Source organism: Streptomyces sp. NPDC016677, from assembly GCF_055562815.1.
The window spans coordinates 163,029-186,360 of record NZ_JBVHEO010000006.1 but is presented as its reverse complement, the minus strand read 5'-3'; the positions used below and the strand labels follow the sequence as shown (position 1 = coordinate 186,360).

The following is a 23,332-nucleotide window of genomic DNA, read 5'->3' as shown; positions in this document are numbered from 1 at the left end:
TCGGGATGACCGAGCACGAGCATGTACGGGTCGCGGTGGTCGGGTCCGGGTTCGGCGGGCTGGGTGCCGCCGTACGGCTGCGCCGGGAGGGGATCACGGACTTCGTGATCCTGGAACGGGCGGGCGAGGTCGGCGGGACCTGGCGGGACAACAGTTATCCGGGGTGCGCGTGCGACGTGCCGTCCCACCTGTACTCGTTCTCCTTCGCGCCCAATCCGGAGTGGCCGCGCACCTTCTCCGGGCAGCGCCACATCCGCGCCTACCTGGAGCACGTCGCCGACACCTTCGGGCTGCGCCCGCACCTCCGCCTCCACTCGGAGGTGAAGCGGATGACCTGGGACGCCCGGGAGGTGCGGTGGGAGATCGAGACGGCGAGCGGGCGGCTCACCGCCGACGTCGTCGTCTCCGCCACCGGACCGCTGTCCGACCCGAAGATCCCGGACATCCCGGGACTGGACTCCTTCCCCGGCAAGGTCTTCCACTCCGCCCGCTGGGACCACGACCACGACCTCACCGGCAAGCGCGTCGCCGTCATCGGCACCGGCGCCTCCGCCATCCAGTTCGTGCCCGCCATCCAGCCCAGGGCCGCCCGGCTGACGCTGTTCCAGCGCACCCCCGCCTGGGTCATGCCCCGCGTGGACCGGCCGATCAGCGGCGCCGAGCGCTTCCTGCACCGGACGCTCCCCGTCACCACGCGACTGCGCCGGGGCCTGCTGTGGGGCATCCGGGAACTCCAGGTGCAGGCGTTCACCAAACACCCCGAGGAACTCGGGTTCGTCGAACTGCTCGCCAAGCGGAACATGGCCCGCGCCGTCAAGGACCCGGCCCTGCGCGCCAAGCTGACCCCCGACTACCGCATCGGCTGCAAGCGCATCCTGCTGTCCAACGACTACTATCCGGCGCTCGCCCGGCCGAACACGGAGGTCGTCGCGAGCGGGCTGAGCGAGGTGCGCGGCTCCACCCTCGTCGCCGCCGACGGTACCGAGACCGAGGCCGACGTCATCATCTTCGGGACCGGTTTCCACGTCACCGACATGCCGATCGCGGAGCGCGTCGTCGGCGCGGACGGGCACACCCTCGCGCAGAGCTGGAAGAGCGGCATGGAGGCGCTGCGCGGCTCCTCGGCGGCCGGGTTCCCGAACTTCCTCACCGTCATCGGGCCCAACACCGGCCTCGCGAACACGTCCATGATCCTCATGATCGAGTCCCAGCTGAACTACCTCGCCGACTATCTGCGGCAGTTGCGCGTGCTGGGCGGGCGGGCCGCCCTCGACGCCCGGCCCGCCGCCGTCGACGCCTGGAACCGGCGGGTGCAGGAGCGGATGAAGCGGACGGTGTGGAACACCGGCGGCTGCACGAGCTGGTACCTGGACGCCAGCGGCCGCAACACCACCATCTGGCCCGGTACGACCACCGAGTTCCGGCGCGCGACCCGGCGCGTGGATCTCGCGGAGTACGACGTCCTGCGGCCGGCCGCGAGCCAGGCGCCGGCCGGGCGGAGCGCGGAGGTGGGCGCGTGAGCCGGATGTCCGCCGTCGCCGCCGGCCCGTACGCGCCGCCCGTCCCGGTCCGTGAACTGACCGCCGTGTCCGCCGACGGCGCCCGGCTGCACGTAGAGGTGCACGGCGGGCCCCAGGGAGCCCCCGCCGTCGTCCTCGCCCACGGCTGGACCTGCTCGACCGCCTTCTGGGCCGCGCAGATACGGGCCCTGGCCGCCGACGGGCACCGGGTCATCGCCTACGACCAGCGCGGGCACGGCCGCAGCCCGGCGAGCCCCGCCTGCACCACCGACGCCCTCGCCGACGACCTCGAAGCCGTACTGGACGCCACCCTCGCCCCCGGCGAACGGGCCGTCGTCGCCGGGCACTCCATGGGCGGCATGACCGTCCTGGCGGCCGGCGCCCGCCCCGCGGTGCGCGAGCACGTGGCCGCCGCCCTGCTGTGCAGCACGGGCGCCGCGCGGCTGGTCGCCTCCGCGACGGTGCTGCCGCTGCCGGCGGGACCGGTACGGACCTGGCTGACCCGGCGCGTACTCGGCTCCCGCGCGCCGCTCGGACCGGTCACGCCCGCCGCCCGGCGCGTCCTCAAGTACGGGACGATGGGCCCGGACGCGGCCCCGCACATGGTGGAGGCGTGCGCCCGGATCGTGCACGCCTGCCCGCGCGGGGTGCGGCACGCCTGGTCCCGGGTGCTGGACCGGCTCGACCTGGAGCACGGCATACGGGAGTTGACGGTGCCGGTCGAGGTGGTCGTCGGCACCGCCGACCGGCTGACCCCGCCGGTGCACGCCCGGACGCTGGCCGCCGCGCTGCCCCGCCCCGCCGGCCTCACCGAACTGCCCGGGGTCGGTCACATGACGCCCCTGGAGGCCCCGGACCTCGTCACCGCGAAGATACGCACACTCGCCGAGACCCACATACCCGCAGCCGCGAAGGAGAGCGCATGAGCACGGTGAGCCTGGAGGGACGCGTCGCTGTCGTCACCGGAGCGGCGCGCGGCGTCGGAGAACTGCTGGCCCGCAAGCTGTCCGTGCGCGGGGTGCGGGTGGCGCTGGTCGGGCTGGAGCCGGACGGGCTGAAGCAGGTCGCCGCCCGGCTGCACGGGGAGAGCGAGATCTGGCACGCCGACGTCACCGACCACGAGGTGATGGCCCGGGTCGCCGGCGAGGTGAAGGAACGGTTCGGCCGCGTCGACATCGTCGTCGCCAACGCCGGTGTCGCCACCGGCGGCCCGTTCGTCGACTCCGACCCCGTCTCCTGGCGGCGGGTCGTCGAGGTCAACCTGATCGGCTCGGCGGTGACCGGCCGCGCCTTCCTGCCGGCGCTCCTGGAGACCCGTGGCTACCTGCTCCAGATCGCGTCGCTGGCCGCGCTCACGCCCGCCCCGATGATGTCCGCGTACTGCGCCTCCAAGTCGGGCGTGGAGGCGTACGCGCACGCCCTGCGCGCCGAGGTCGGGCACCGCGGCGTGAAGGTCGGCGTCGGCTACCTCTCCTGGACCGACACCGACATGGTGCGCGGCGCCGACCAGGACGACGTGATGCGGGAGCTGCGCCAGCGGCTGCCCTGGCCGTCGAACAAGACGTACCCGCTGGGCCCGGCGGTCGACCGGCTCGTCGAGGGCATCGAAGGGCGCCGGACGCATGTCTACGGGCAGTGGTGGCTGCGCGGCATGCAGGGCGTGCGCGGCTACCTCCCCGGGCTCATCGGCACCCTCGGGCAGCGGGAGATGCGGCGGGTCGGCGACCGGCTCTCCGGCGTCGGAAAGGGCCTGGTCGGAGCGGGTGGCGCGGCCGACGAACAGCAGCGCGCCACGCTCCGTGACTGATCGACATGCGCACGGTCACCGCCCGTGTGAATCTGATCGGGCCCGGCCAACACCGTCGTCGGCCGGGTCCGATCTCACCCAGGAGTGAACCCACATGGGTATGAAGGACCAGTTCCAGGAGAAGGCCGAGCGGATGCAGCAGCAGGGCCGGCAGAAGGCCGAGCAGGCCCGCGACCGGATGCAGGACCGTGCGGGTCGTCGGGACGACGACGAAGGCATGGACCAGCCGCTGCACCAGGAGCCGTCGGAGCGTTCCCGCCGGGAGCGCGACGTCTGACCCGCCGCTGACGGCCGCAGGGGCGCCCCCCGTTCGCGGGGGGCGCCCCCCGTCACGTCCCGTTCTGGTCCCGGTCCCCCCGGTTCCGGGGCGGCAGCGGCGGGCGGGAGCGGTCCGGTACGTCGTGGAGGCCGGGCGGGGTGGCCGGCGGCTCGGTCTCCAGCAGCCGCAGGGCCAGCCGGACCGCCTCGTCCAGCACCGGGTAGCGGCCCTCGGCCCAGTCCAGCGGGGTGCGCAGGGCCGGCACGTCGGGGTCGACGCCCCGGTTCTCCACCGACCAGCCGTACGCGTCGAACCAGGCCGCGTTCATCGGCACCGTGATCACCGTGCCGTCGCCCAGGCGGTGCCGGCCGGTCATGCCGACCACCCCGCCCCAGGTCCGCTGCCCGACCACCGGCCCCAGCCCCAGCAGCTTGAACGCCGCCGTGATCATGTCGCCGTCCGAGGAGGTCGCCTCGTCCGCCAGCGCGACGACCGGCCCGCGCGGCGCGTTGGAGGCGTACGACACCGGCTGCGCGTTCCTGGTCAGGTCCCAGCCCAGGATGGTGCGGCTCAGCGTCTCCACCACCAGCTCGCTGATGTGCCCGCCCGCGTTGCCGCGCACGTCCACGATCAGCGCGGGCCGGGACACCTCCATGCGCAGATCCCGGTTGAACTGCGCCCAGCCCGAGCCGCCCATGTCCGGGATGTGCAGATAGCCGCACCGCCCGCCGCTCAACTCCCGTACCACCTCCCGGCGTTTGGCCACCCAGTCCTGGTAGCGCAGCGGCCGGTCGTCGACGAGCGGGACGACGGCGACCCGGCGGGCGGGGCCGTCCTCGGCCGGTACGAAGGTCAGCTCGACCGTCGTGCCGCCCGCACCCGCCAGCAGGGGGAAGGGCCCGGCGGCCGGGTCCACGGGGCGGCCGTCGACATGGGTGAGGGCCGCGCCCTCGCGGATGCCGGTGCCGGCCAGCGGGGAGCGGGCCTTGGAGTCGGAGGAGTCGCCGGGCAGCACCCGCCGCACGGTCCAGCGGCCGTCCCGGCAGGTGAAGTCGGCGCCCAGCAGGCCCTGGAGGCGCTGGTAGTGCGCCGGGCCCTCGTTGCGGCGGGCGGCGGCGACATAGGCGTGCGAGGTGCCCAGCTCGCCCAGGACCTCGCGCAGCAGGTCGGCGAAGTCGTCCGGGGTGGCGACCCGCTCCACCAGCGGGCGGTACTGGTCCAGCACCGCGTCCCAGTCGATGCCGCACATCCCCGGTTCCCAGAAGAAGGCGCGGGTCAGCCGCCCGGCCTCCGCGTACGCCTGCCGCCACTCGGCGCCCGGGTCCACCTGGTGCAGGATGCGGCGGGCGTCGATCCAGGTGGTCGAGTCGCCGTCGCCGGGCTCGGTGGCGGGTACGGCGCGCAGGTCGCCCTCGTCCAGGACGACGAGCCGGGTGCCGTCGCCGCTGACGGAGAACCAGTCCAGGTGGTCGACGAGTTCGGACTTGCGTGCCTTGGCGAGGCTGAAGTGCTCCAGCGTGGGCCGCTCGCTGGGGTCGTTCGGGTTGGCGAAGGTCTCGCCGAGCGCGCCGGAGATCGGCCAGCGCAGCCAGACCAGGCCGCCGCCGTCCACCGGGTGCAGCGCGGAGTACTTGGACGCGGTGACCGGGAACGGCGTCACCCGGCTCGCCAGCCCCTCCACCTCGACGGTCACCGCGCCGCCCTCGCCGGTGCCCTCCTCGGCGGGGTCCAGTCCGCCGGCGGCGGGGCGGCCCTCCGGGTTCAGCGCGAAGGGGGACGGGGTGGCCGAGGAGAGCGGGACCAGGTAGGGGCGGCAGCCCAGCGGGAAGGAGAGGTCGCCGGTGTGGACGTCGTACACCGGGTCGAAGCCGCGCCAGGACAGGAAGGCGAGGTAGCGGCCGTCGCGGGTGAAGACGGGGTTCTCGTCCTCGAAGCGGCCGTCGGTGACGTCGATGACGACGGGGCCGTCCGCCCGGCCGCCGATCCGGGCCATCTTGATCTGCCTCAGGGTGCGGCCGATGCCGGGGTGGGACCAGGTCAGCCAGCACCCGTCCGGGGAGAAGGCGAGGTCGCGCACGGGGCCGTTGACGGAGCGGATCAGCTCGGTGAGGCCGTGGGTTCCGGTGCGGGTCTCGGCGTCGGTCTCCGTGCGGGGTGCCGTGCCGGAGGCGGTGCCGGTCTCCACGCCGGTCACCGCGTCCGCCCCCGCCCCCGTCCCGCCCTCCGCCTCCGCGTCGGTGTCGGAGACGTCGAGGAGCAGGAGGCGGCCGTCGTGGGTGGCGAGGGCCAGGCGCTGGCCCTGGGGGTCGGAGACCGTCTCCAGGACGCGGCCGAGCCGCCCGGAGGCCAGTCGCCTCGGTGCCCGCCCCCCGGTGGCGCGCGGCAGGTGGGCGATCTCGACGGCGTCCTCGCCCTCGGCGTCCGTGACGTAGGCGACCCGCCCGCTGGCGCCGAGCATCTCCGGCAGCCGCACCCGCACCCCCGGGGTGTCGGCGAGGGTACGGGCCGGACCGTCCCGGTGGGTGAGCCAGTACAGGCTGCCGCGCACCACCACCGCGCTGGCCCGCCCCGTCTCGTCCACGGAGACGCCGGCCACGTGCTGGGCGGCGGGCACCTGGTACGTACGCCGTCCCGCCCGCGCACCGTCCAGCCGTACGTCGAGCCGGCGCGGCACCGCGTCCGGCGCGAGGTCGTCGACGATCCACAGCTCACCCGCGCACTGGTAGACCACGCGGGTGCCGTCGCTCGCCGCGTGCCGGGCGTAGAAGGCGTCGTGGTCGGTGTGGCGGCGCAGACCGGAGCCGTCGTACGCGCACGAGTACAGGTTGCCGACGCCCTCGTGGTCGGAGAGGAAGGCGATCCGGCCGCCGACGAACATGGGGCAGTGCAGATGGCCGTCCAGGCCCTCCAGCAGCCGCTGGCCGTGCAGCCACAGGCGGCCGGTGGCGCCGCCCCGGTAGCGCTTCCAGGCGGCGGGTTCGTGCGGCGGGGTGCCGGTGAGCAGGAGGGTCCTGCGCTCGCCGTCGATCTCGGCGGCCTGGAGGCCGGAGACCGGTCCCCAGGGCAGTTTGCGGCCGGGATCGCCGTCGCAGGAGATCTTGTACGCCCAGGTCAGGTGGGAGAACGGCTCGCCCTGCGAGGTGACGGCGAGCACGGCGGACCCGCCGTCCTCGTCCGGCGGTGCCCAGCCGCACACCCGGGTGTCCAGCGAGCCCCAGTGGGTGAGCTGCCGCCCCGGCCCGCCCGTCACGGGCACCAGGTGCACCTCCGGCAGGAGGCTGCGCCAGCTCGTGTACGCGATGTGGCGGCCGTCGGGCGAGAAGCGGGGGTGGGAGACCTTGGTGCGGTCGACGGTGAGCCGCCGGGCGTGGCCCGGGTCGGCCGGCGACGCCAGCCAGAGGTCGTCCTCGGCCACGAAGCACAGCAGGTCGGCGTGGAGGTGCGGAAAACGCAGATAGCTCACCCTGTCCATGCTTTTCCGGGGACCGTGGCGCAGCAACTCGTGACGGGCGCCGGCAGGGGCCTTACAGGGAACTGACAACCGTGACCGAGGACACGTACGAAACCGTTTCGTTTCGCTAGTGGGGATGGGTTATCTTCGACACATAAGCAGAGTGTGTTGTTCATGACCGTGACCGTCACGGAGGAGGGGGTGAGGGAGATGGCCGAGGTCGCGACGGCGCGCCGCAGCCGGATCACTCCCGAGCGCGAGGCCGAGCTGTACGGGGCCGTGCTCGACCTCCTCCGCGAAGTCGGCTACGACGCCCTCACCATGGACGCCGTGGCCGCCCGTACCCGGTCCAGCAAGGCGACGCTCTACCGCCAGTGGGGCGGCAAGGCCGAGCTGGTCGTCAAGGCCATCCGGCACAACAAGCCGGGGAAGGTCGCCGACATCGACACCGGGTCGATCCGCGGTGACCTGCACACCCTGCTGACCCGCGAGGACGACTGCGCCATGGAACAGAACTCCGCGCTGCTGCGGGGCGTAGCCATGGCCCTGCACCGCAACCCGGACCTGCGCCAGGCGTTCCGGGACCAGCTGATCGAACCCGAGATGGCCGAGTTCCGGCGTGTGCTGCAACGCGCCGTCGACCGGGGGGAGATCAGACCGGACTGCCCGGCCCTGGACTTCCTCATCCACATGATGGTCGGCGGTTACGCCACGACCGTACTGCTGGACGAACAGCCACCCACCCGGGCGTTCCTCGCCTCCTACATCGACGCCGTGATCCTCCCCGCCCTCGGCGTCTCCGCCTCCTGACACCTCCCCTTCCGCAAGCCCCCACCTGACGTCACCGCTCACGTCGCCGGGCTGATCACCCCTGCCCTGAATCACTCCACGACATGACCGGGAGTACGCCCTCGTGGCCACGTTCCTCTACAAACTCGGCCGCCTCGCCTTCCGGCGACGGCATTTCGTCGCCCTGATCTGGGTCGCGCTGCTCGCCGTCGCCGGTATCGGCGCGGCCAGCGCCCCATCCGCCGGCAACTCCTCCTTCTCCATCCCGGGCACCGAGGCCCAGAAGGCCTTCGACCTGCTGGAACAGCGCTTCCCCGGCCAGAGCGCCGACGGGGCGACCGCACGCGTCGTCTTCAAGGCACCCGACGGCCAGAAGATGACGGACGCCGAGAACAAGGCGACCGTCCTCAAGACCGTCGACGAACTCTCCGACGGCTCCGAGGTCGCCTCCGTCGCCGACCCCTACGAGGGCAACACCGTCAGCGAGGACGGCACCGTCGCCTATACGTCGGTGACGTACGACGTCTCCGGCATGGAACTGGAGGAGTCCAGCAAGGAGGCCCTGGAGGACGCCGCCCAGCAGGCGCGGGACGCCGGGCTGACCGTCGAGATCGGCGGTGACGCGCTCCAGGCCGTTCCGGAGACCGGCTCGACGGAGATCATCGGCATCGCGGTCGCCGCCGTCGTCCTCGTCATCACCTTCGGTTCCCTGGTCGCGGCCGGACTGCCGCTGCTGACCGCGCTCATCGGCGTCGGCATCGGTGTCTCCTCCATCACCGCCCTGGCCAGCGCCCTGGAACTGGGCTCCACCACCTCCATCCTGGCGATGATGATCGGCCTCGCGGTCGGCATCGACTACGCCCTGTTCATCGTCTCCCGCTACCGGGCCGAACTCGCCGAGGGACGCGAACGCGAGGAGGCGGCCGGCCGGGCCGTCGGCACCGCCGGCTCGGCGGTGGTCTTCGCGGGCCTCACCGTCGTCATCGCCCTGGTCGGCCTGGCGGTCGTCAACATCCCGATGCTGACCAAGATGGGCGTCGCGGCGGCCGGCACGGTCGCCATCGCGGTCCTGATCGCGCTGACCATGGTCCCGGCACTGCTCGGTTACGCCGGCCGCAGGGTCAAGCCGGCCGGCGCCAAGAGCAGGTTCCTGGGCGGCGCCCGCGCCGAGCGCGACCAGCAGCGGGGCAAGCCCAACATGGGCACCCGCTGGGCCCGCTTCGTCGTCCGCCGCCCGGTCGCCGTCCTCCTCCTGGGCATCGTCGGCCTCGGCGCGGCGGCCGTCCCGGCGGGCTCCCTCGAACTGGGCCTGGGCGACGACGGCTCCCAGCCGACCTCCACCACCCAGCGCCGCGCCTACGACCTGCTGTCCGAGGGCTTCGGGCCCGGCTTCAACGGTCCGCTGATGGTCGTGGTGGACGCCAAGGGCAGCGACGACGCGCAGGGCGCGTTCACCGAGGTGTCCGACGAGATCAAGCAGCTCGACGGCGTCGTCACGGTGACGCCCGCGGCGCCGAACAAGGCGGGCGACACGGCGACCATCACCGTGATCCCCGACTTCAAGCCGTCCTCCGTCGAAACCGAGGACCTGGTGCACGGCATCCGCGACGCGGGGGCCGACGTCGAGGCGGACACCGGAGCGCAGACCCTGGTCACCGGCTCCACGGCGATGAACATCGACGTCAGCGAGAAGCTGAACGACGCGCTGATCCCGTACCTGGTCCTGGTCGTCGGCCTGGCCTTCCTCCTCCTGATCGTGGTCTTCCGCTCCGTCCTGGTCCCGCTGAAGGCGGCCCTCGGCTTCCTGCTGAGCGTGCTGGCGGCGCTGGGCGCCGTGGTCGCGGTCTTCCAGTGGGGCTGGCTGGCCGGCCTGCTGGGCGTCGAGGAGACCGGCCCGGTCATGTCGATGATGCCGATCTTCATGGTGGGCGTGGTCTTCGGCCTGGCCATGGACTACGAGGTCTTCCTCGTGACCCGCATGCGGGAGGCGTACGTCCACGGAGAGCGGCCCAGCGAGGCGATCGTCACCGGCTTCAAGCACGGCGCACGGGTCGTCACCGCCGCCGCGGTCATCATGATGGCGGTCTTCGCGGGCTTCATCGGCTCCAGCGAGTCCATGGTCAAGATGATCGGCTTCGGCCTCGCGATCGCGGTCTTCTTCGACGCGTTCGTCGTCCGCATGGCCATCGTCCCCGCGGTACTCGCCCTGCTCGGCAAGGGCGCCTGGTGGCTGCCGAAGTGGCTGGACCGCGCGCTGCCCAACGTGGACGTCGAGGGCGAGGGCCTGAAGGCCCTGTCCGACGGCCGCAAGGACCCCGACGAGGACAAGGAACTGGCACGCGCCTGATGCGATGCCGCGTGGCTGAGTGACCAGCCGGTGAGGGCTCCGTGGGGACGGGTGGCGCTCACCGGCTTCCTCGTACGTGCGTACGTGCGTACGTGCGTACGTACGTCGCGAAGTGGCCCCGACGCCCGCCGGACAACCCGGTCGCCCGTCCCGCCCGTCACTCGCTACCGTGCCGCCATGACGACGACCGACGACACCCCCGACGCCCATCCCCGCTTCGCCGCCGCCCTCCGCGACATGGGGCTCGACGACCTCAACGGCCGGGTCCGGCGCTTCCCGGAAGCCACCCGCACCGCCGCCGAGGCCGCCGCGGCGATCGGCTGCGAGCTGAGCCAGATCTGCAAGTCGCTGATCTTCGCGGCGGACGGCGTCCCCGTGCTGGTCCTCATGGACGGCGCCTCCCGCGTCGACGTGGACCGGGTCCGCGAGGAACTCGGCGCCGAGAAGGTCACCCGCGCCCAGGCCGACGTCGTACGGGAGACCACCGGGTACGCCATCGGCGGCGTCCCGCCCTTCGGGCACCGCACCCGCACCCGCGTCCTCGCCGACCGCTCCCTGCTCGCCCACGAGACGGTCTGGGCCGCCGCCGGCACCCCGTACACCGTCTTCCCCATTCCCCCGCAGGACCTCGTCACCCATGCCGGAGCGACCCTCGTGGACGTGCGCGAACACTCCCGTCGGTAGCACCCTGGAAAGAGGGGTCCACGGAGGTGAACGTCATGATGCCCACACCGGTCGGATGGCATGTTGAGGTCGAGTTCACGGAGGACGATCGGCATACGCGGGCGGTCGCGATGGTGCGGCTGTCGGACGGTACGGAGGTACGGGCGCACGGGCATGCCAGCAGGCACCGCGCCGACGCCCGGCAGCCCCGGGTCGGTGAGGAGGTCGCCGCGGCGCGGGCGCTGAACGAGCTGGCGATGCGGCTGCTCGACAAGGCGCACGGGGAGATCGACGAGGCGTCGGGGAGGGTGTCCCACCCGATCCACGTCTGAGCGCCAGGGGCCGGGAGCCGGCGCCCGGGTCCGGAAGCCGGCGTCCGGGCCCGGAAGTCAGCGCCCGGCGTCCAGCGCCACCCGTACCGCCCGGACCAGGGCCTGTGCCCGCGGGTCCGCCGTCACGGTCTTGCGGAAGCCGTTGGTGACATAGCCGAAGGCGATGCCCGATTCCGGGTCGGCGAAGCCGAGCGCGCCGCCGCGGCCGGGATGCCCGAAGGAGCCGGGGGCGAGGAACGGGGACGCGCTGCCGTGCAGCATGTAGCCCAGGCCGAAACGGGTGCCGACGACGAGGACCCGGTCCGGGCCCGCCGACTCCTGTGTCCGGGCCGCCGCCAGCGTCCGCGGAGCGAAGAGCCGGACGCCGTCGACCTCGCCGGTCAGCGCGGCGTAGAAACGGGCCAGCGCGTCGGCCGTCGCGATGCCGTTGGTGGCGGGCAGCGCCGCCGCCCGGTACGCCGGGTCGTTCTGGTCGGGGAACGGCGTGATCGCGCCGAAGGCGCGGCGGGTGAGGGAGCCGGGATCGTCGTAGGCGGCGGTGACGGAGCGTTTGGGGCGCATGCGCAGGCCCCCGGACGGCGGTTCCACGTCCTCGACGCGGCCGGTCCGGCCCGCGCGGCCGGCCGCCTCCTCGTGTGCCGGGAGTCCGAGCCACAGGTCCAGGCCGAGGGGGCGGGCGATCTCGTCGGCGATCCACTCGCCGGTGCCGCGGCCGGTCACCCGGCGGACCAGCCCGTCCAGCAGCCAGCCGTAGGTGAGCGCGTGATAGCCGTGGTCGGTGCCGGGTTCCCAGACGGGGGCCTGGGCGGCGACCGCCTCGGTCCCGGGCAGCGGATCGAGCGCCTGGGCGGGGGTGAGGGGACGGTCGAGGACGGGGAGGCCGGCCCGGTGGGCGAGTACGTGCCGGACCAGGACGCCCTCCTTGCCGTGCGCCTTGAACTCCGGCCAGTACGTGTGCACCGGGGCGTCCAGGTCCAGTGCGCCGCGCTGGTGCAGCAGCAGCGGTACGGCGGCGGCGACGCCCTTGGTGGCCGAGCGGATCACCTGGGCGGTGCCCCGCTGCCAGGGCTCGGTGCCGTCGAGGTCACGGGTGCCGGCCCACAGGTCGACGACCTTGCGGCCGTCGCGGTAGACGGCGACGGCGGCGCCCCGGTCGCCGAGGGCGGTGAAGTTCCGTACGAACGCGTCCCTGACCGGTTCGAACTCCTCGGTCACTGTGCCGCATACGGCCTCGACCACGTCCACCGCCATGTCCACGCTCCTCGTCCCTTTCCGCCGCCACTCGCCCGCAACGGTGCGTGCAACACGCACCGTTCACGGGCGATTCCTCATGTGGCCGTTGTCACGCCGTCGTCACCGAGCGGGGGTCGAAACCGAAGGGGAGTTCCAGGCGGTGCGCGCGCATCAGGGCCTCGTCGGAGAGCAGGTCCGCGGTCGGGCCGTCCGCCGCGATCACGCCGTCGCTGAGGATCAGCGAGCGTGGGCAGAGCTGGAGGGCGTAGGGCAGGTCGTGGGTGACCATCAGGACGGTCACGTCCAGGGAGAGCAGGATGTCGGCGAGTTCGCGGCGGGAGGCCGGGTCCAGGTTGGAGGAGGGTTCGTCCAGGACGAGGATCTCCGGTTCCATCGCCAGCACCGTGGCCACCGCCACCCGGCGCCGCTGGCCGAAGGACAGGTGGTGCGGGGGACGGTCCTGGAAGCCGTCCATGCCGACCCGGGCCAGCGCCCGGTCCACCCGTTCCTCCAGTGCGGCCCCCTTCACCCCGGCCGCCGCCGGTCCGAACGCCACGTCCTGACGGACCGTCGGCATGAAGAGCTGGTCGTCGGGGTCCTGGAAGACGATGCCGACCCGGCGCCGGATCTCGGCCATGTGCTCCGTGCCCACGGGCAGCCCGGCCACCGTCACCGTGCCCGCGCCGCCGGTCAGGATGCCGTTGAGGTGGAGCACGAGGGTCGTCTTGCCGGCGCCGTTGGGGCCGAGCAGCGCGACCCGTTCGCCGCGCGCGATCGAGAAGTCGACGCCGAAGAGGGCCTGGTGCCCGTCGGGGTAGGCGAAGGCGAGGCCGGAGACCTCCAGGGAAGCAGTCACAGCACCCATCCCAGCAGACAGACCAGCAGCGCGGTGCACGGGAGGGCCAGCGCGTACGACCACTGCGCCCGGGAGGCGCTCACCTCGTCGATGACCGGCATCGCACCGGCGTAGCCGCGGCTGACCATCGCCAGGTGGACGCGTTCGCCCCGCTCGTAGGAGCGGATGAACAGCGCCCCGGCGGATTTCGCCAGTACGCCCCAGTGCCGTACCCCGCTCGCCTCGAAGCCGCGCGACTCGCGGGCGATCCGCATCCGCCGCATCTCGTCGGTGACGACGTCGCCGTAGCGGATCATGAAGGACGCGATCTGGACGAGGAGGGGCGGCAGCCTCAGACGCTGGAGGCCCAGCAGGAGGGCGCGGAGTTCGGTGGTGGAGGCCAGGAGCACGGACGTGGCGACGCCCAGGGTGCCCTTGGCCAGGACGTTCCAGGCGCCCCACAGGCCGTTCACGCTCAGGGACAGGCCCAGTACGCCGATCCGGTCGCCCTCGGCCACGAACGGCATGAGGACCGCGAAGGCGACGAACGGCACCTCGATCAGCAGCCGCTTCAGCAGGAAGCCGGCCGGGACGCGGGCCGCGCAGGCGACCGAGGCGAGCAGCAGCGCGTAGAGCCCGAACGCCCACATCGCCTCGCGCGGCGTCGACACGACGACGACCACGAAGCCGAAGGCCGCGGTGAGCTTGGTGTGCGGCGGCAGGGCGTGCACGGGGGAGTCCCCGTGCCGGTAGAGCCGGTGGGCGTGGCCCGCGCCCATCTCAGACGCCCGGTCCGGTCGGCGAGGTGTCCTCGGCTCGGCGCCGGCGGACCGCCCAGAACACCGTGCTGCCCGCGACGACCGTGACGCCGACGCCGATCACGCCCGCGAGGCCGCCGGAGAGCCGGGCGTCGGTGATGTCCTTGACGCCGTAGTCGGCGAGCGGCGAGCCGGCGGCGGCGTGCTCCTCGGCCTTGGCGTCGATGCCCTGGTCGGCGGCGACCTTCTCCAGGCCGTCGGGGGAGGCGGAGGCGTAGAAGCTGACGAACCCGGCCAGGACGACGGAGACCGCCAGGCCGGTGAGCCAGACCGTGCGGCGGGAGCCGGTCGCCGCCACCGGGGCGGGCTCGGCGGCGGGGGCGTCGACCAGTTCGCCGCCGACCCGCAGCTTCAGTCGCCGCTGGAGCCCGCGCGCCCCGTGCACCAGGTCCGGGCGTACGGCGATGACGGCGCCGACGGTCAGCGCGGTGATGACGGCCTCACCGACGCCGATCAGGACGTGCACGCCGATCATGGCGGTGGCGACCTTGCCGATCGAGACGTCGGTGGTGCCGCCGATCCAGTAGAGGAGGGTGAAGGCGACGGCGGCGGCCGGGACGGAGAGCAGCGCCGCGACGAACGAGGCGACGGTCACCGAGCGCCGGGTGCGCGGCGCCACCTTCACCAGACCCCGGAAGACGGCGTAGGCGACGACCGTCGTGACGATCGCCATGTCGGTGATGTTGACGCCCAGCGCGGTCAGGCCGCCGTCCGCGAAGAGGATGCCCTGCATGAGGAGGACGACGGAGACGCAGAGGACCCCGGTGCGGGGGCCGACGAGGATCGCCGCCAGGGCCCCGCCGAGGAGGTGTCCGCTGGTTCCCGCGGCGACGGGGAAGTTCAGCATCTGCACGGCGAAGATGAACGCCGCGACGAGGCCGGCCAGCGGGGCCGTGCGTTCGTCGAGTTCGCGGCGCGCGCCACGCAGGCTGACCGCTATGGCGCCGGCGGCGACGACTCCGGTGACCGCGGAGACCGGGGCGTTGATGAATCCGTCAGGTACGTGCACCTTCCGATGATAAGGAGCAGTTGCGACATGTATGCAAGAGCGAGGTAAAGGCTTGTCTCACATCGTGCGTTCCGCCCAAAAGGCGTGATACGGGAAATATGGGACATTGGAGAGGGGCCGAGGGCGAAGGAGCCGGTCGATGTCGGTGATCGAACAGTACGCACGGGGCCAGGTGCTCACCGACGCGGACGTACCCGACGAGGGTGACGGCCGCTGCGTACCGGTGGTGCTGCGCTACGACCCCGAGGACGACCCCCGGTCGGTACGGATCGGGCTGCCCGGCCCGCGCTGGTTCCGCTTCGCGCGCGAGCTGCTCGAACGGGGGCTGCGGGCGCCGGCCGGGACCGGAGAGGTGCGGGTGTGGCCGTGCGGGCGGGTGCGGGCCGTGGTCGAGTTCCACCCGGAGCGGGGCGGCTGCTCGGTGGTCCAGTTCGACACGGACGACCTGCTGCGCTTCCTCGCCAGGACGTACGCGGCGATCCCGGCGGTGGCGCAGCCCGTCCCGCGCTGAGCCGTCAGCCGCCCGCCTTGAGCAGCGCCGCCACGATCGGACCGGCCGTCTCGCCGCCGTGGCCGCCGGCCTGCACCACGCCCGCCGCGGCGAGGTCGTCCCGGTAGGCGGTGAACCAGCCGTTCGGCTTCTTCTGGCCGTCGACCTCCGCCGACCCGGTCTTCGCGCCGGCGTCCCCGCCGACCCCGGCCATCGCCTCCGCCGCCGTGCCGTAGTCGGCCGTGTAGGCCATCAGCTCGCGCAGCTGGGAGAGGGTGCCGGCGGACATCGTGCGGGAGGCCGTGGCCAGCTCGCGGTCGTCCACCGACGGGGCGACCAGGTACGGCTGGTGGAAGGTGCCGGACTTCACGGTCGCCGCCACGGACGCCATGTTCAGCGGGTTCATCCGCACCCCGCCCTGTCCGATGAGGGACGCCGCCTTCTGGGCGTCGCTCTGCACCGGGACCGAGCCGTCGAAGGTGGGCACCCCGATCGCCCAGTTGTTCATCCCCAGGCCGAAGACCTCCTGGGCCTGCTGGGTCAGGGCGTCGTCGGACAGCTTGCCGGCCTGGCTGATGAAGGCGGTGTTGCAGGAGCGGGCGAAGCTCGCCTTGAAGGTGCCGCCCTTGATGGAGAACTTGTCGTCGTTCTGGAACTTCCAGCCGCCGTACGTGAAGTACTTCGGGCAGGGGTGCGCCTTGTCGGCGGAGGCCAGGCCCTTCTCGATCAGCAGCGAGGAGGTGACGACCTTCATCGTGGAGCCGGGGGCCAGCGAGCCCTGGAAGGCGGTGTTGAAGCCGTGGCCGCTGTCGGCGACGGCGAGGATCTCGCCCGTCGAGACACGGGTGAGGACCACCGACGCCTTCTGCTCCGCGGCCACCTGCTCCTCGGCGAGGGCCTGCAACTCGGGGTCGAGGGTCGTCTCGACCGTGCCCGGCGTGCCCTCGCTCAGCTCCAGGAGGGTCTTGTCGGAGAGCTTCTTCGCCTTCGACTCCTTGCCGCGCACCACGCGCAGCTCGATCCCGGCACGGCCGCCGGCCTTCTCGCCGTACTTCTCGCGCAGCCCGTCCAGGACCGTGCCCAGCGACGGGTACTTCGCGGTGGTGATCTCGCCGCCGTCCCGGTCCACCGCCTTCACGGGCGGCGTCCCGGCCTCCCCGGTGACCAGCTTGTCGCCCTCGCCGAGGTCGGGGTGGACAACGGCGGGAGTGAAGCCGACCCGGGGTTCGCCGTCGCCGTCGCGGCGCACGACGGTCAGGGAGCTGTCGTACGCCAGTGCCTTGCGGACGTCCCCGTGCACCACCGTCGCCTTGACGGAGAACGGGACCTTGTCGCCGCTGCGGGTGCCCGGGGTGAGGGTGACGTCCTCGACGCGGGCGTCCTCGGCGTAGGAGGTGAGCAGCGCCTTCGCCGCGGCGGTGGCGTCGGTGGCGGCGGCCGCCTCGGCGACCTCGCCCCGCTGCCAGGCGGTGAGGAACCGCTCGGCCGCCGTGGTGACCTCGGTGGCCGACAGGGGGCCGCTCTTCACGTTCTTCCCGGCCGCCGTGGTGCGCGCGTCGTCCCCGGCGCCCGTGCCGGCGGACAGCGCCCAGGCGCCCACCCCGGCCCCGGCGACGACCGCGATCACCCCGCCGATCACGACGGGCCGCCTGCTGTTGCGTCGCTCGGCGACACGCCTTCTGTTGCCCACTGCTTTCCGTTTCCCTCGATGCCGTCACGCTTCCAACGACGGCACACGGTGTTCGGTCCCGCCCCGCGCGGGTGAGGTCAGCCGCCGGCCCGCAGGACGTCCGCGACGATCGGCCCGGCCGCGTCGCCGCCGTGGCCGCCCTCCTCCGTCATGGCCGCAGCGGCGATGTCGCCCCGGAAGCCGGTGAACCAGCTGTTGGACACGGTCTGCCCGTCGACCTCCGCCGACCCGGTCTTCGCGCCGATGTCGCCGTCGAGCCCGGACATCGCCTCCATCGCGGTGCCCTGCGTGGCGGTGAGCCGCATCATCTGCTTGAGCTGGGACGACGTCTCGGACGACAGGCCCTCGGCGGTGGCCGTCTCGCGGTCGTCCAGGTCGGGCGAGACCAGATAGGGCTGGCGGAACGTGCCGGTGATCGCGGTGGCCGTCACCGAGGCCATGTTGAGCGGGTTCATCTGGACCTGGCCCTGGCCGATGGCGTTGGCCGCCCGGTCCGGGCCGGTGGAGGCGGGCACGCTGCCGTCGAAGGAGACGATGCCGGTCTTCCAGTTGTCCTTGCCGAGGCCGAACCGCTCCTGGGCCTCCTCCATCAGCGAGGAGTCGGTGAGCGGCTTCTCGTCGATGAGCTTGATGAAGGCGGTGTTGCAGGAGCGCTGGAAGCTGTGGGCCAGCGTGGCCGACTCGTTGGGCTCCATGCCGGTGAGGTTCTTGAAGACCTGCCCCTGCCAGATCGCCTTGTCGGGGCAGGGCGCGGGGCCGTTCATCGAGGTCACGCCGTTGTCTATGAGCATCGCCGCGGTGATGATCTTCATCGTGGAGCCGGGCGCGACCCGGCCCTGGAAGGCCGCGTTGAAGCCGTCCGCGCGGTGGTTGGCGACCGCCAGCACCTCACCGGTGCTGGGCTTGACGGCCACCACCGACGACTCGTCGAACTCCTCCACCGCCTTCTCCGCCGCCGCCTGCACGCCCGCGCTCAGCGTCGTCTCCAGCTTGCCGGGCTCGCCCTCGGTGAGGGTCACCAGCGGCGTGTCGGCCACCTCCTGGGAGGCGTGCCGGACCATCAGCTCGATGCCGGGCTCGCCGCCCGCCTGGTCGCCGTACTTCTCCCGCAGCGTGTCCAGGACCGGGCCCAGCGAGGGGTACTTCTCCTTGGTCAGCACCTTGCCGTCCCGGTCGACGGCCTCGATCGGCGGGTTCGACGCCTCGGCGGTGACCAGCGTGTCGCCGTCGGCCGACAGCTCCGGATGGACGACGGACGGCTCCCAGTCGACCAGCGCCCGCCCGGTGGTCTTCCCGCGCACCACGCTCAACTGGCTCTTGTACGTCAGCGGCTCGGTCGCGCCCTCGTAGGACACCTCCGCCTTCACGGTGAACGGCACCTTGGTGCCGGTCGCCGTGCCCGGGGTGATCGTGACGCCGCCGATGTGGGCGTCCTCGGCGTACGCCGTCAGCAGCTTCAGGGCCGAGGCGTCGTCGTTGGTGTACGACGCCGCCTCCTGCGCCTTGCCGTCCTCCCAGGCCGCGAAGAACTTCTCCGTCGTCTCCGCGACCTCGTCACCGCTCGGCGGCCCGGTCTTCACCTCGTCCCCGCCGCCCAGCGCGGAGACCACGTTGTACGCGCCGTATCCGGCCCCTCCGACCATCACGGCGAACACTCCGCCGATGACGGCGGCCTTCATCCCCCTGCCCATCGGCAGTTCCCTCCCCATCGAGCTCCCGGACGCGTCGTTGAACGCGTTCAGAAAGTGGTCACACTGGAACTCTATGTGCCGCACGTGACTTGCGGTACGCCTGTTTCCGTTTGGTGGCCGAACGGAGACACGGCGGTCCCGGTCACACCCAGGTGTCCAGCCACATCCGCGCCCGCCAGTCCTCCATCGGGATCGCCGTACCGGTGTAGATGGGCCAGAAGTAGATGAAGTTCCACGCTACGAGGAGGAACAGGACACCGGCGGCCACCACGCCGCCCACCCGCCGGGCCTCGCCCGCCCCCGGCCGGCCGATCACCGCCCCCAGCAGCATCGCCACCGCCAGGCACAGGAACGGCAGGAAGACGACGGCGTAGAAGAGGAAGATCGTGCGCTCCTGGTACAGGAACCAGGGCAGGTACCCGGCCGCGACGCCGCAGGCGATGGCGCCCGCGCGCCAGTCCCGGCGGAAGGCCCAGCGCCACAGCACGTACAGGAGCGCGAAGCAGCCCAGCCACCACAGCACCGGCGTGCCCAGCGCCAGCACCTCGCGGGCGCACTTCTCGCCGGCGTCCGCCGGACAGCCGTCCGTGCCGGGCGAGGGCGACTCGTAGAAGTAGGAGACCGGGCGGCCCAGGACGATCCAGCTCCACGGGTTCGACTGGTACGTGTGCGGCGAGGTCAGGTGGGTGTGGAACTCGTAGACCTGCGACTCGTAGTGCCACAGGCTGCGCCACCAGTCCGGGAACAGCCACGACCAGTCACTGTTCTTCCCGTCGGTCGCCGCCCAGTCGCGGTAGTAGCCGCCCGTGCCGTCGCTCGGGGAGAGGATCCAGGCCGTCCAGGAGACCAGGTAGGTGGCGAGCGCGACCGGCACGGTGGCGAGGAACGCCAGGCCCAGGTCGTGCTTGAGCACCGCCGTGCGGGGGCGCACCGCGCCGGCCACCCGGCGGGCGCCCACGTCCCACAGGACCGCCATCACGCAGAACGCGACCAGGATGTACAGGCCGTTCCACTTGGTGGCGATGGCCAGGCCCAGCATCAGCCCCGCCGCCCAGCGCCACGGCCGCCACCCGATCCGGGTGGTCTCGGCGACGCGCGCGTCCGGGCGGACCCGGCCGTCGTCGTCCACCGGCAGCGCGGCGGCCAGTCTCGCCCGCGCCCGGTCCCGGTCGACCAGCAGGCAGCCGAAGGCGGCCAGCACGAAGAAGACCAGCACACTGTCGAGCAGCGCGGTCCGGCTCATCACGAAGGCCAGCCCGTCCAGCGCCAGCAGCGCGCCCGCCAGACAGCCGAGGAACGTGGAGCGGAACAGGCGGCGGCCGATCCGGCACAGCAGCAGGACCGAGAGCGTGCCGAGCAGCGCCGTCATGAACCGCCAGCCGAACGGATCGAACCCGAACAGCCACTCGCCGGCCCCGATGACGAACTTGCCGACCGGCGGATGGACGACGTACGACGCGTCCGTGGGGACCGTGACGTCCCCGCCCGAGTTCAGGACCAGGTCGTTGGCGTTCTTGTCCCAGTTGACCTCGAAGCCGCGGTTGATCAGCGCCCACGCGTCCTTGGCGTAGTACGTCTCGTCGAATATCACCGCCTTCGGGCTGCCCAGGTTCCAGAACCGCAGCACCCCCGCCACCAGCGTGACCAGCAGCGGACCGCCCCAGCCCGACCAGCGCACCAGCCGGTCGGCGGCCCTCTCGGACACGCCGAGGACGGCCCACAGCCGGGGGCCGGGCCGCGTGTACGGCGGCACCAGCCGCTCGCGGACGTCACCGCGGTCGGGGGCCGTGTAGCCGAAGCGGCGCAGCCGCCGCTGCCACGGCGGGCGCCTCTCGTGCGGCGCCTGGTCCTGGCCGGTGTCCGTGGAATCCATGGACGACGCTGTACTGGTCACCGCGCCATCGTAGGGAACCGGTCTGTGCGAGTCCCGTGCTTGCCCCTGCGAGGATGGAAACGTGACAGTCGCAACCGGAACCCTGGTCCTCGCCGGCACCCCCATCGGCGACCTCGCCGACGCCCCGCCCCGGCTCGCCGAGGAGCTGACGGCCGCCGATGTCGTCGCCGCGGAGGACACCCGGCGGCTGCGCCGGCTCACCCAGGGGCTCGGCGTGACGCCCAAGGGGCGCGTGGTGTCGTACTTCGAGGGCAACGAGGCGGCGCGCACGCCGGAGCTGGTCGAGGAGCTGATCGGCGGCGCGCGGGTGGTGCTGGTGACCGACGCCGGGATGCCGTCCGTCTCCGACCCCGGCTACCGGCTGGTCGCGGCGGCCGTCGAGCGGGACATCAAGGTCACCGCCGTGCCCGGGCCGTCCGCCGTGCTGACCGCGCTGGCGCTGTCCGGGCTGCCGGTGGACCGGTTCTGCTTCGAGGGGTTCCCGCCGCGCAGGACGGGCGAGCGGCTGACCCGGCTGCGGGAGGTCGCGGGCGAGCGCCGCACCCTCGTGTACTTCGAGTCCCCGCACCGCGTCGCCGACACCCTCGCCGCGATGGCCGAGGTCTTCGGCGGCGAGCGGCGCGCCGCCGTCTGCCGGGAGCTGACCAAGACGTACGAGGAGATCAAGCGCGGCCCGCTGGGCGAGCTGGCGGCGTGGGCGGCCGAGGGCGTGCGCGGCGAGATCACCGTCGTCGTCGAGGGCGCGCCGGAGACCGGGCCCGGGGAGATCGGCGCCGAGGAGCTGGTGCGCCGGGTGCGGGTGCGCGAGGAGGCGGGGGAGCGGCGCAAGGAGGCCATCGCGGCGGTGGCCGTCGAGGCGGGCGTACCGAAGCGGGACGTCTTCGACGCCGTGGTCGCGGCGAAGAACGCCGGGGCGGCCTCCGGGGCGTGAGGCGCCGGGGCGGCTTCGGGGGCGTGCGGTGGAGGCGCGCGGGGCGCGTGTCCCATGGGCCGGTAAACGGGTGGTCGGCAAGGCAAAGCCCCGTGCCGCCGCGGAGGGCCGTTCGGCAAAGGTCCGCCAAATCGCCGCCAACACTTGACATCCCTGGGGATTCCGGGCCGTTCCGGGCATCCACTGGAGGAGCGGGACGCGCCCACGCCCCACCTTCGCGGACCCAGGGAGCCGGTATGAGCGAGACCACGGTGCACGAGTCGTACTCCTTCGCCTGCATGCGCTGCGGCAGCGGCTGGGAGCAGTCCTACGAGATAGAGCACCACACGGACGCCCAGGGCCGGACGTCCGTGGTGTACCTGGCCGACGGGCGGATCGTGCCCTCCCCGCTCTCCCGGCCCACCTGCCACAACTGCGACGGGCACGTCGTACGGATCATGCGGCCGGGGCGGGTCGCCTCGGCGCGGAAGGCGGCGGCGCACGGGCCGTACGCCGCCGTGCCCCGGCAGGCCGGGCCGGCCGAGGCGCCGGTGGCGGGGGGCGTGGCCGAGCGGCGGCACTGGCACGTCGCCGACCTGCTGCACGCCCTGCACCTGCACCGCACGCATCGCGAGGCGGGCTGACCCGCGTTTGTAGGATCGGGGCATGCCTTCGCACGCCCCGGCCTCCGCCGACAAGAACGCGGCGCCCCCGCCGCCCGAGCCCCTGCGGGTGCCGGTCGCCGACTCGCACACCCACCTCGACATGCAGTCCGGCACGGTCGAGGAGGGCCTCGCCAAGGCCGCGTCCGTGGGCGTGACCACGGTCGTCCAGGTCGGCTGCGACCTCGCCGGCTCCCGCTGGGCGGCCGAGACGGCGGCGGCGTACGAGAACGTCCACGCCGCCGTCGCCCTGCACCCCAACGAAGCCCCGCGCATCGTCCACGGCGACCCTGGGGGCACCTCCCGGCCCCCTGGGGCCGGGGGAGGGTGGTCGCGGCAGGGGGCGCGGGTGCCCGGCGGGGACGCCGCCCTCGACGACGCGCTCGCGGAGATCGACCGGCTGGCCGCGCTGGCGCAGGTCAAGGCCGTCGGGGAGACGGGACTCGACTACTTCCGCACCGGCGAGGAGGGCAAGGAGGCGCAGGAGCGCTCCTTCCGCGCCCACATCGAGATCGCCAAGCGGCACGGCAAGGCGCTGGTCATCCACGACCGCGACGCCCACGCCGACGTCCTGCGCGTGCTCAAGGAGGAGGGCGCCCCGGAGCGGACCGTCTTCCACTGCTACTCCGGCGACGCCGAGATGGCCGAGGTCTGCGCCGCGGCCGGCTACTTCATGTCCTTCGCCGGCAACGTCACCTTCAAGAACGCCCAGAACCTGCGCGACGCCCTCGCGGTGGCCCCGCTGGACCTGGTCCTGGTGGAGACCGACGCGCCGTTCCTGACCCCGGCGCCCTACCGGGGCCGACCCAACGCGCCCTACCTGATCCCGGTCACCGTGCGCGCGATGGCCGCCGTACGCGGCATCGACGAGGACGCGCTGGCGACCGCGCTCGCGGCGAACACGGCACGGGCCTTCGGCTACTGATCCCCGG

20 protein-coding genes are annotated in these 23,332 nt (G+C 73.0%); 12 read left to right on the top strand and 8 right to left on the bottom strand.

Annotation, left to right across the window (positions count from 1 at the left end; translation table 11 throughout):
* Positions 1-5: 5 nt before the first annotated feature.
* The 4 genes from ACZ3IG_RS19165 (at position 6) to ACZ3IG_RS19150 (ending at position 3,604) form a co-directional block, all read left to right on the top strand.
* Positions 6-1,520 (top strand): flavin-containing monooxygenase, encoded by a 1,515-nt coding sequence (locus tag ACZ3IG_RS19165; protein WP_467433398.1) that lies wholly within the window; start codon positions 6-8, stop codon positions 1,518-1,520.
* Positions 1,517-2,446, top strand: coding sequence for an alpha/beta fold hydrolase (locus tag ACZ3IG_RS19160; RefSeq protein WP_467433397.1), 930 nt, complete (start codon positions 1,517-1,519; stop codon positions 2,444-2,446). The genes ACZ3IG_RS19165 and ACZ3IG_RS19160 overlap by 4 nt, the downstream gene beginning before the upstream one ends.
* The gene (locus tag ACZ3IG_RS19155; RefSeq protein WP_467433396.1) at positions 2,443-3,327 is read left to right on the top strand and encodes an SDR family oxidoreductase; all 885 of its coding nucleotides are present in this window, start codon (positions 2,443-2,445) and stop codon (positions 3,325-3,327) included. Before ACZ3IG_RS19160 ends, ACZ3IG_RS19155 begins: the two co-directional genes overlap by 4 nt.
* A gap of 94 nt (positions 3,328-3,421) precedes the next feature.
* On the top strand, positions 3,422-3,604 hold the full coding sequence (locus ACZ3IG_RS19150) for a hypothetical protein (RefSeq protein ID WP_467433394.1): 183 nt from the start codon (positions 3,422-3,424) through the stop codon (positions 3,602-3,604).
* 52 nt (positions 3,605-3,656) lie between these two features.
* Here the strand turns inward: ACZ3IG_RS19150 and ACZ3IG_RS19145 are convergent, their stop codons facing one another.
* Positions 3,657-7,058 carry a S41 family peptidase gene (locus ACZ3IG_RS19145; RefSeq protein WP_467433392.1) on the bottom strand — a complete coding sequence of 1,134 codons (3,402 nt, stop codon included), beginning with the start codon at positions 7,056-7,058 and terminating at the stop codon, positions 3,657-3,659.
* Between the two features lie 189 nt (positions 7,059-7,247).
* Between ACZ3IG_RS19145 and ACZ3IG_RS19140 the strand changes: the two genes are divergently transcribed.
* The 4 genes from ACZ3IG_RS19140 (at position 7,248) to ACZ3IG_RS19125 (ending at position 11,168) form a co-directional block, all read left to right on the top strand.
* On the top strand, positions 7,248-7,847 hold the full coding sequence (locus ACZ3IG_RS19140) for a TetR/AcrR family transcriptional regulator (protein WP_467433697.1): 600 nt from the start codon (positions 7,248-7,250) through the stop codon (positions 7,845-7,847).
* 103 nt (positions 7,848-7,950) lie between these two features.
* Positions 7,951-10,173, top strand: coding sequence for an MMPL family transporter (locus ACZ3IG_RS19135; RefSeq protein ID WP_467433390.1), 2,223 nt, complete (start codon positions 7,951-7,953; stop codon positions 10,171-10,173).
* 177 nt (positions 10,174-10,350) lie between these two features.
* Positions 10,351-10,857 carry a YbaK/EbsC family protein gene (locus ACZ3IG_RS19130; RefSeq protein ID WP_467433389.1) on the top strand — a complete coding sequence of 169 codons (507 nt, stop codon included), beginning with the start codon at positions 10,351-10,353 and terminating at the stop codon, positions 10,855-10,857.
* Between the two features lie 35 nt (positions 10,858-10,892).
* Positions 10,893-11,168, top strand: a complete 276-nt coding sequence (locus ACZ3IG_RS19125; RefSeq protein WP_403537150.1) for a DUF1876 domain-containing protein — start codon at positions 10,893-10,895, stop codon at positions 11,166-11,168.
* Between the two features lie 57 nt (positions 11,169-11,225).
* On the opposite strand, the gene ACZ3IG_RS19120 is transcribed toward ACZ3IG_RS19125, so the two are convergent.
* The 4 genes from ACZ3IG_RS19120 to ACZ3IG_RS19105 form a co-directional block, all read right to left on the bottom strand.
* A complete protein-coding gene (locus tag ACZ3IG_RS19120; RefSeq protein ID WP_467433387.1) occupies positions 11,226-12,419 on the bottom strand; it encodes a serine hydrolase domain-containing protein in 1,194 nt (397 codons plus the stop codon).
* A 91-nt stretch (positions 12,420-12,510) separates the two neighbouring features.
* Complete coding sequence (locus tag ACZ3IG_RS19115; RefSeq protein WP_467433386.1) at positions 12,511-13,266, bottom strand: energy-coupling factor ABC transporter ATP-binding protein; 756 nt, start codon at positions 13,264-13,266, stop codon at positions 12,511-12,513.
* Positions 13,254-14,015, bottom strand: coding sequence for a cobalt ECF transporter T component CbiQ (gene cbiQ, locus ACZ3IG_RS19110; protein ID WP_467433384.1), 762 nt, complete (start codon positions 14,013-14,015; stop codon positions 13,254-13,256). Before cbiQ ends, ACZ3IG_RS19115 begins: the two co-directional genes overlap by 13 nt.
* A 1-nt stretch (position 14,016) precedes the next feature.
* Positions 14,017-15,063, bottom strand: coding sequence for an energy-coupling factor ABC transporter permease (locus ACZ3IG_RS19105; protein WP_467433383.1), 1,047 nt, complete (start codon positions 15,061-15,063; stop codon positions 14,017-14,019).
* 139 nt (positions 15,064-15,202) lie between these two features.
* Between ACZ3IG_RS19105 and ACZ3IG_RS19100 the strand changes: the two genes are divergently transcribed.
* Positions 15,203-15,574 carry an SsgA family sporulation/cell division regulator gene (locus ACZ3IG_RS19100; RefSeq protein ID WP_467433381.1) on the top strand — a complete coding sequence of 124 codons (372 nt, stop codon included), beginning with the start codon at positions 15,203-15,205 and terminating at the stop codon, positions 15,572-15,574.
* 4 nt (positions 15,575-15,578) lie between these two features.
* Here the strand turns inward: ACZ3IG_RS19100 and ACZ3IG_RS19095 are convergent, their stop codons facing one another.
* From ACZ3IG_RS19095 to ACZ3IG_RS19085, 3 genes are all read right to left on the bottom strand, one after another.
* Positions 15,579-17,243, bottom strand: a complete 1,665-nt coding sequence (locus ACZ3IG_RS19095; RefSeq protein WP_467433380.1) for a penicillin-binding transpeptidase domain-containing protein — start codon at positions 17,241-17,243, stop codon at positions 15,579-15,581.
* A 77-nt stretch (positions 17,244-17,320) separates the two neighbouring features.
* On the bottom strand, positions 17,321-18,934 hold the full coding sequence (locus tag ACZ3IG_RS19090; protein WP_467433378.1) for a penicillin-binding transpeptidase domain-containing protein: 1,614 nt from the start codon (positions 18,932-18,934) through the stop codon (positions 17,321-17,323).
* Between the two features lie 142 nt (positions 18,935-19,076).
* Positions 19,077-20,828: a dolichyl-phosphate-mannose--protein mannosyltransferase gene (locus ACZ3IG_RS19085; RefSeq protein ID WP_467433376.1), complete on the bottom strand. Its 1,752-nt coding sequence runs from the start codon at positions 20,826-20,828 to the stop codon at positions 19,077-19,079.
* Positions 20,829-20,889: 61 nt separating this feature from the next.
* Between ACZ3IG_RS19085 and rsmI the strand changes: the two genes are divergently transcribed.
* From rsmI to ACZ3IG_RS19070, 3 genes are all read left to right on the top strand, one after another.
* Complete coding sequence (rsmI, locus tag ACZ3IG_RS19080; protein WP_467433375.1) at positions 20,890-21,759, top strand: 16S rRNA (cytidine(1402)-2'-O)-methyltransferase; 870 nt, start codon at positions 20,890-20,892, stop codon at positions 21,757-21,759.
* 236 nt (positions 21,760-21,995) lie between these two features.
* Positions 21,996-22,382, top strand: coding sequence for a hypothetical protein (locus ACZ3IG_RS19075; RefSeq protein ID WP_467433374.1), 387 nt, complete (start codon positions 21,996-21,998; stop codon positions 22,380-22,382).
* A gap of 22 nt (positions 22,383-22,404) precedes the next feature.
* The gene (locus tag ACZ3IG_RS19070) at positions 22,405-23,325 is read left to right on the top strand and encodes a TatD family hydrolase (protein WP_467433372.1); all 921 of its coding nucleotides are present in this window, start codon (positions 22,405-22,407) and stop codon (positions 23,323-23,325) included.
* Positions 23,326-23,332: the final 7 nt, after the last annotated feature.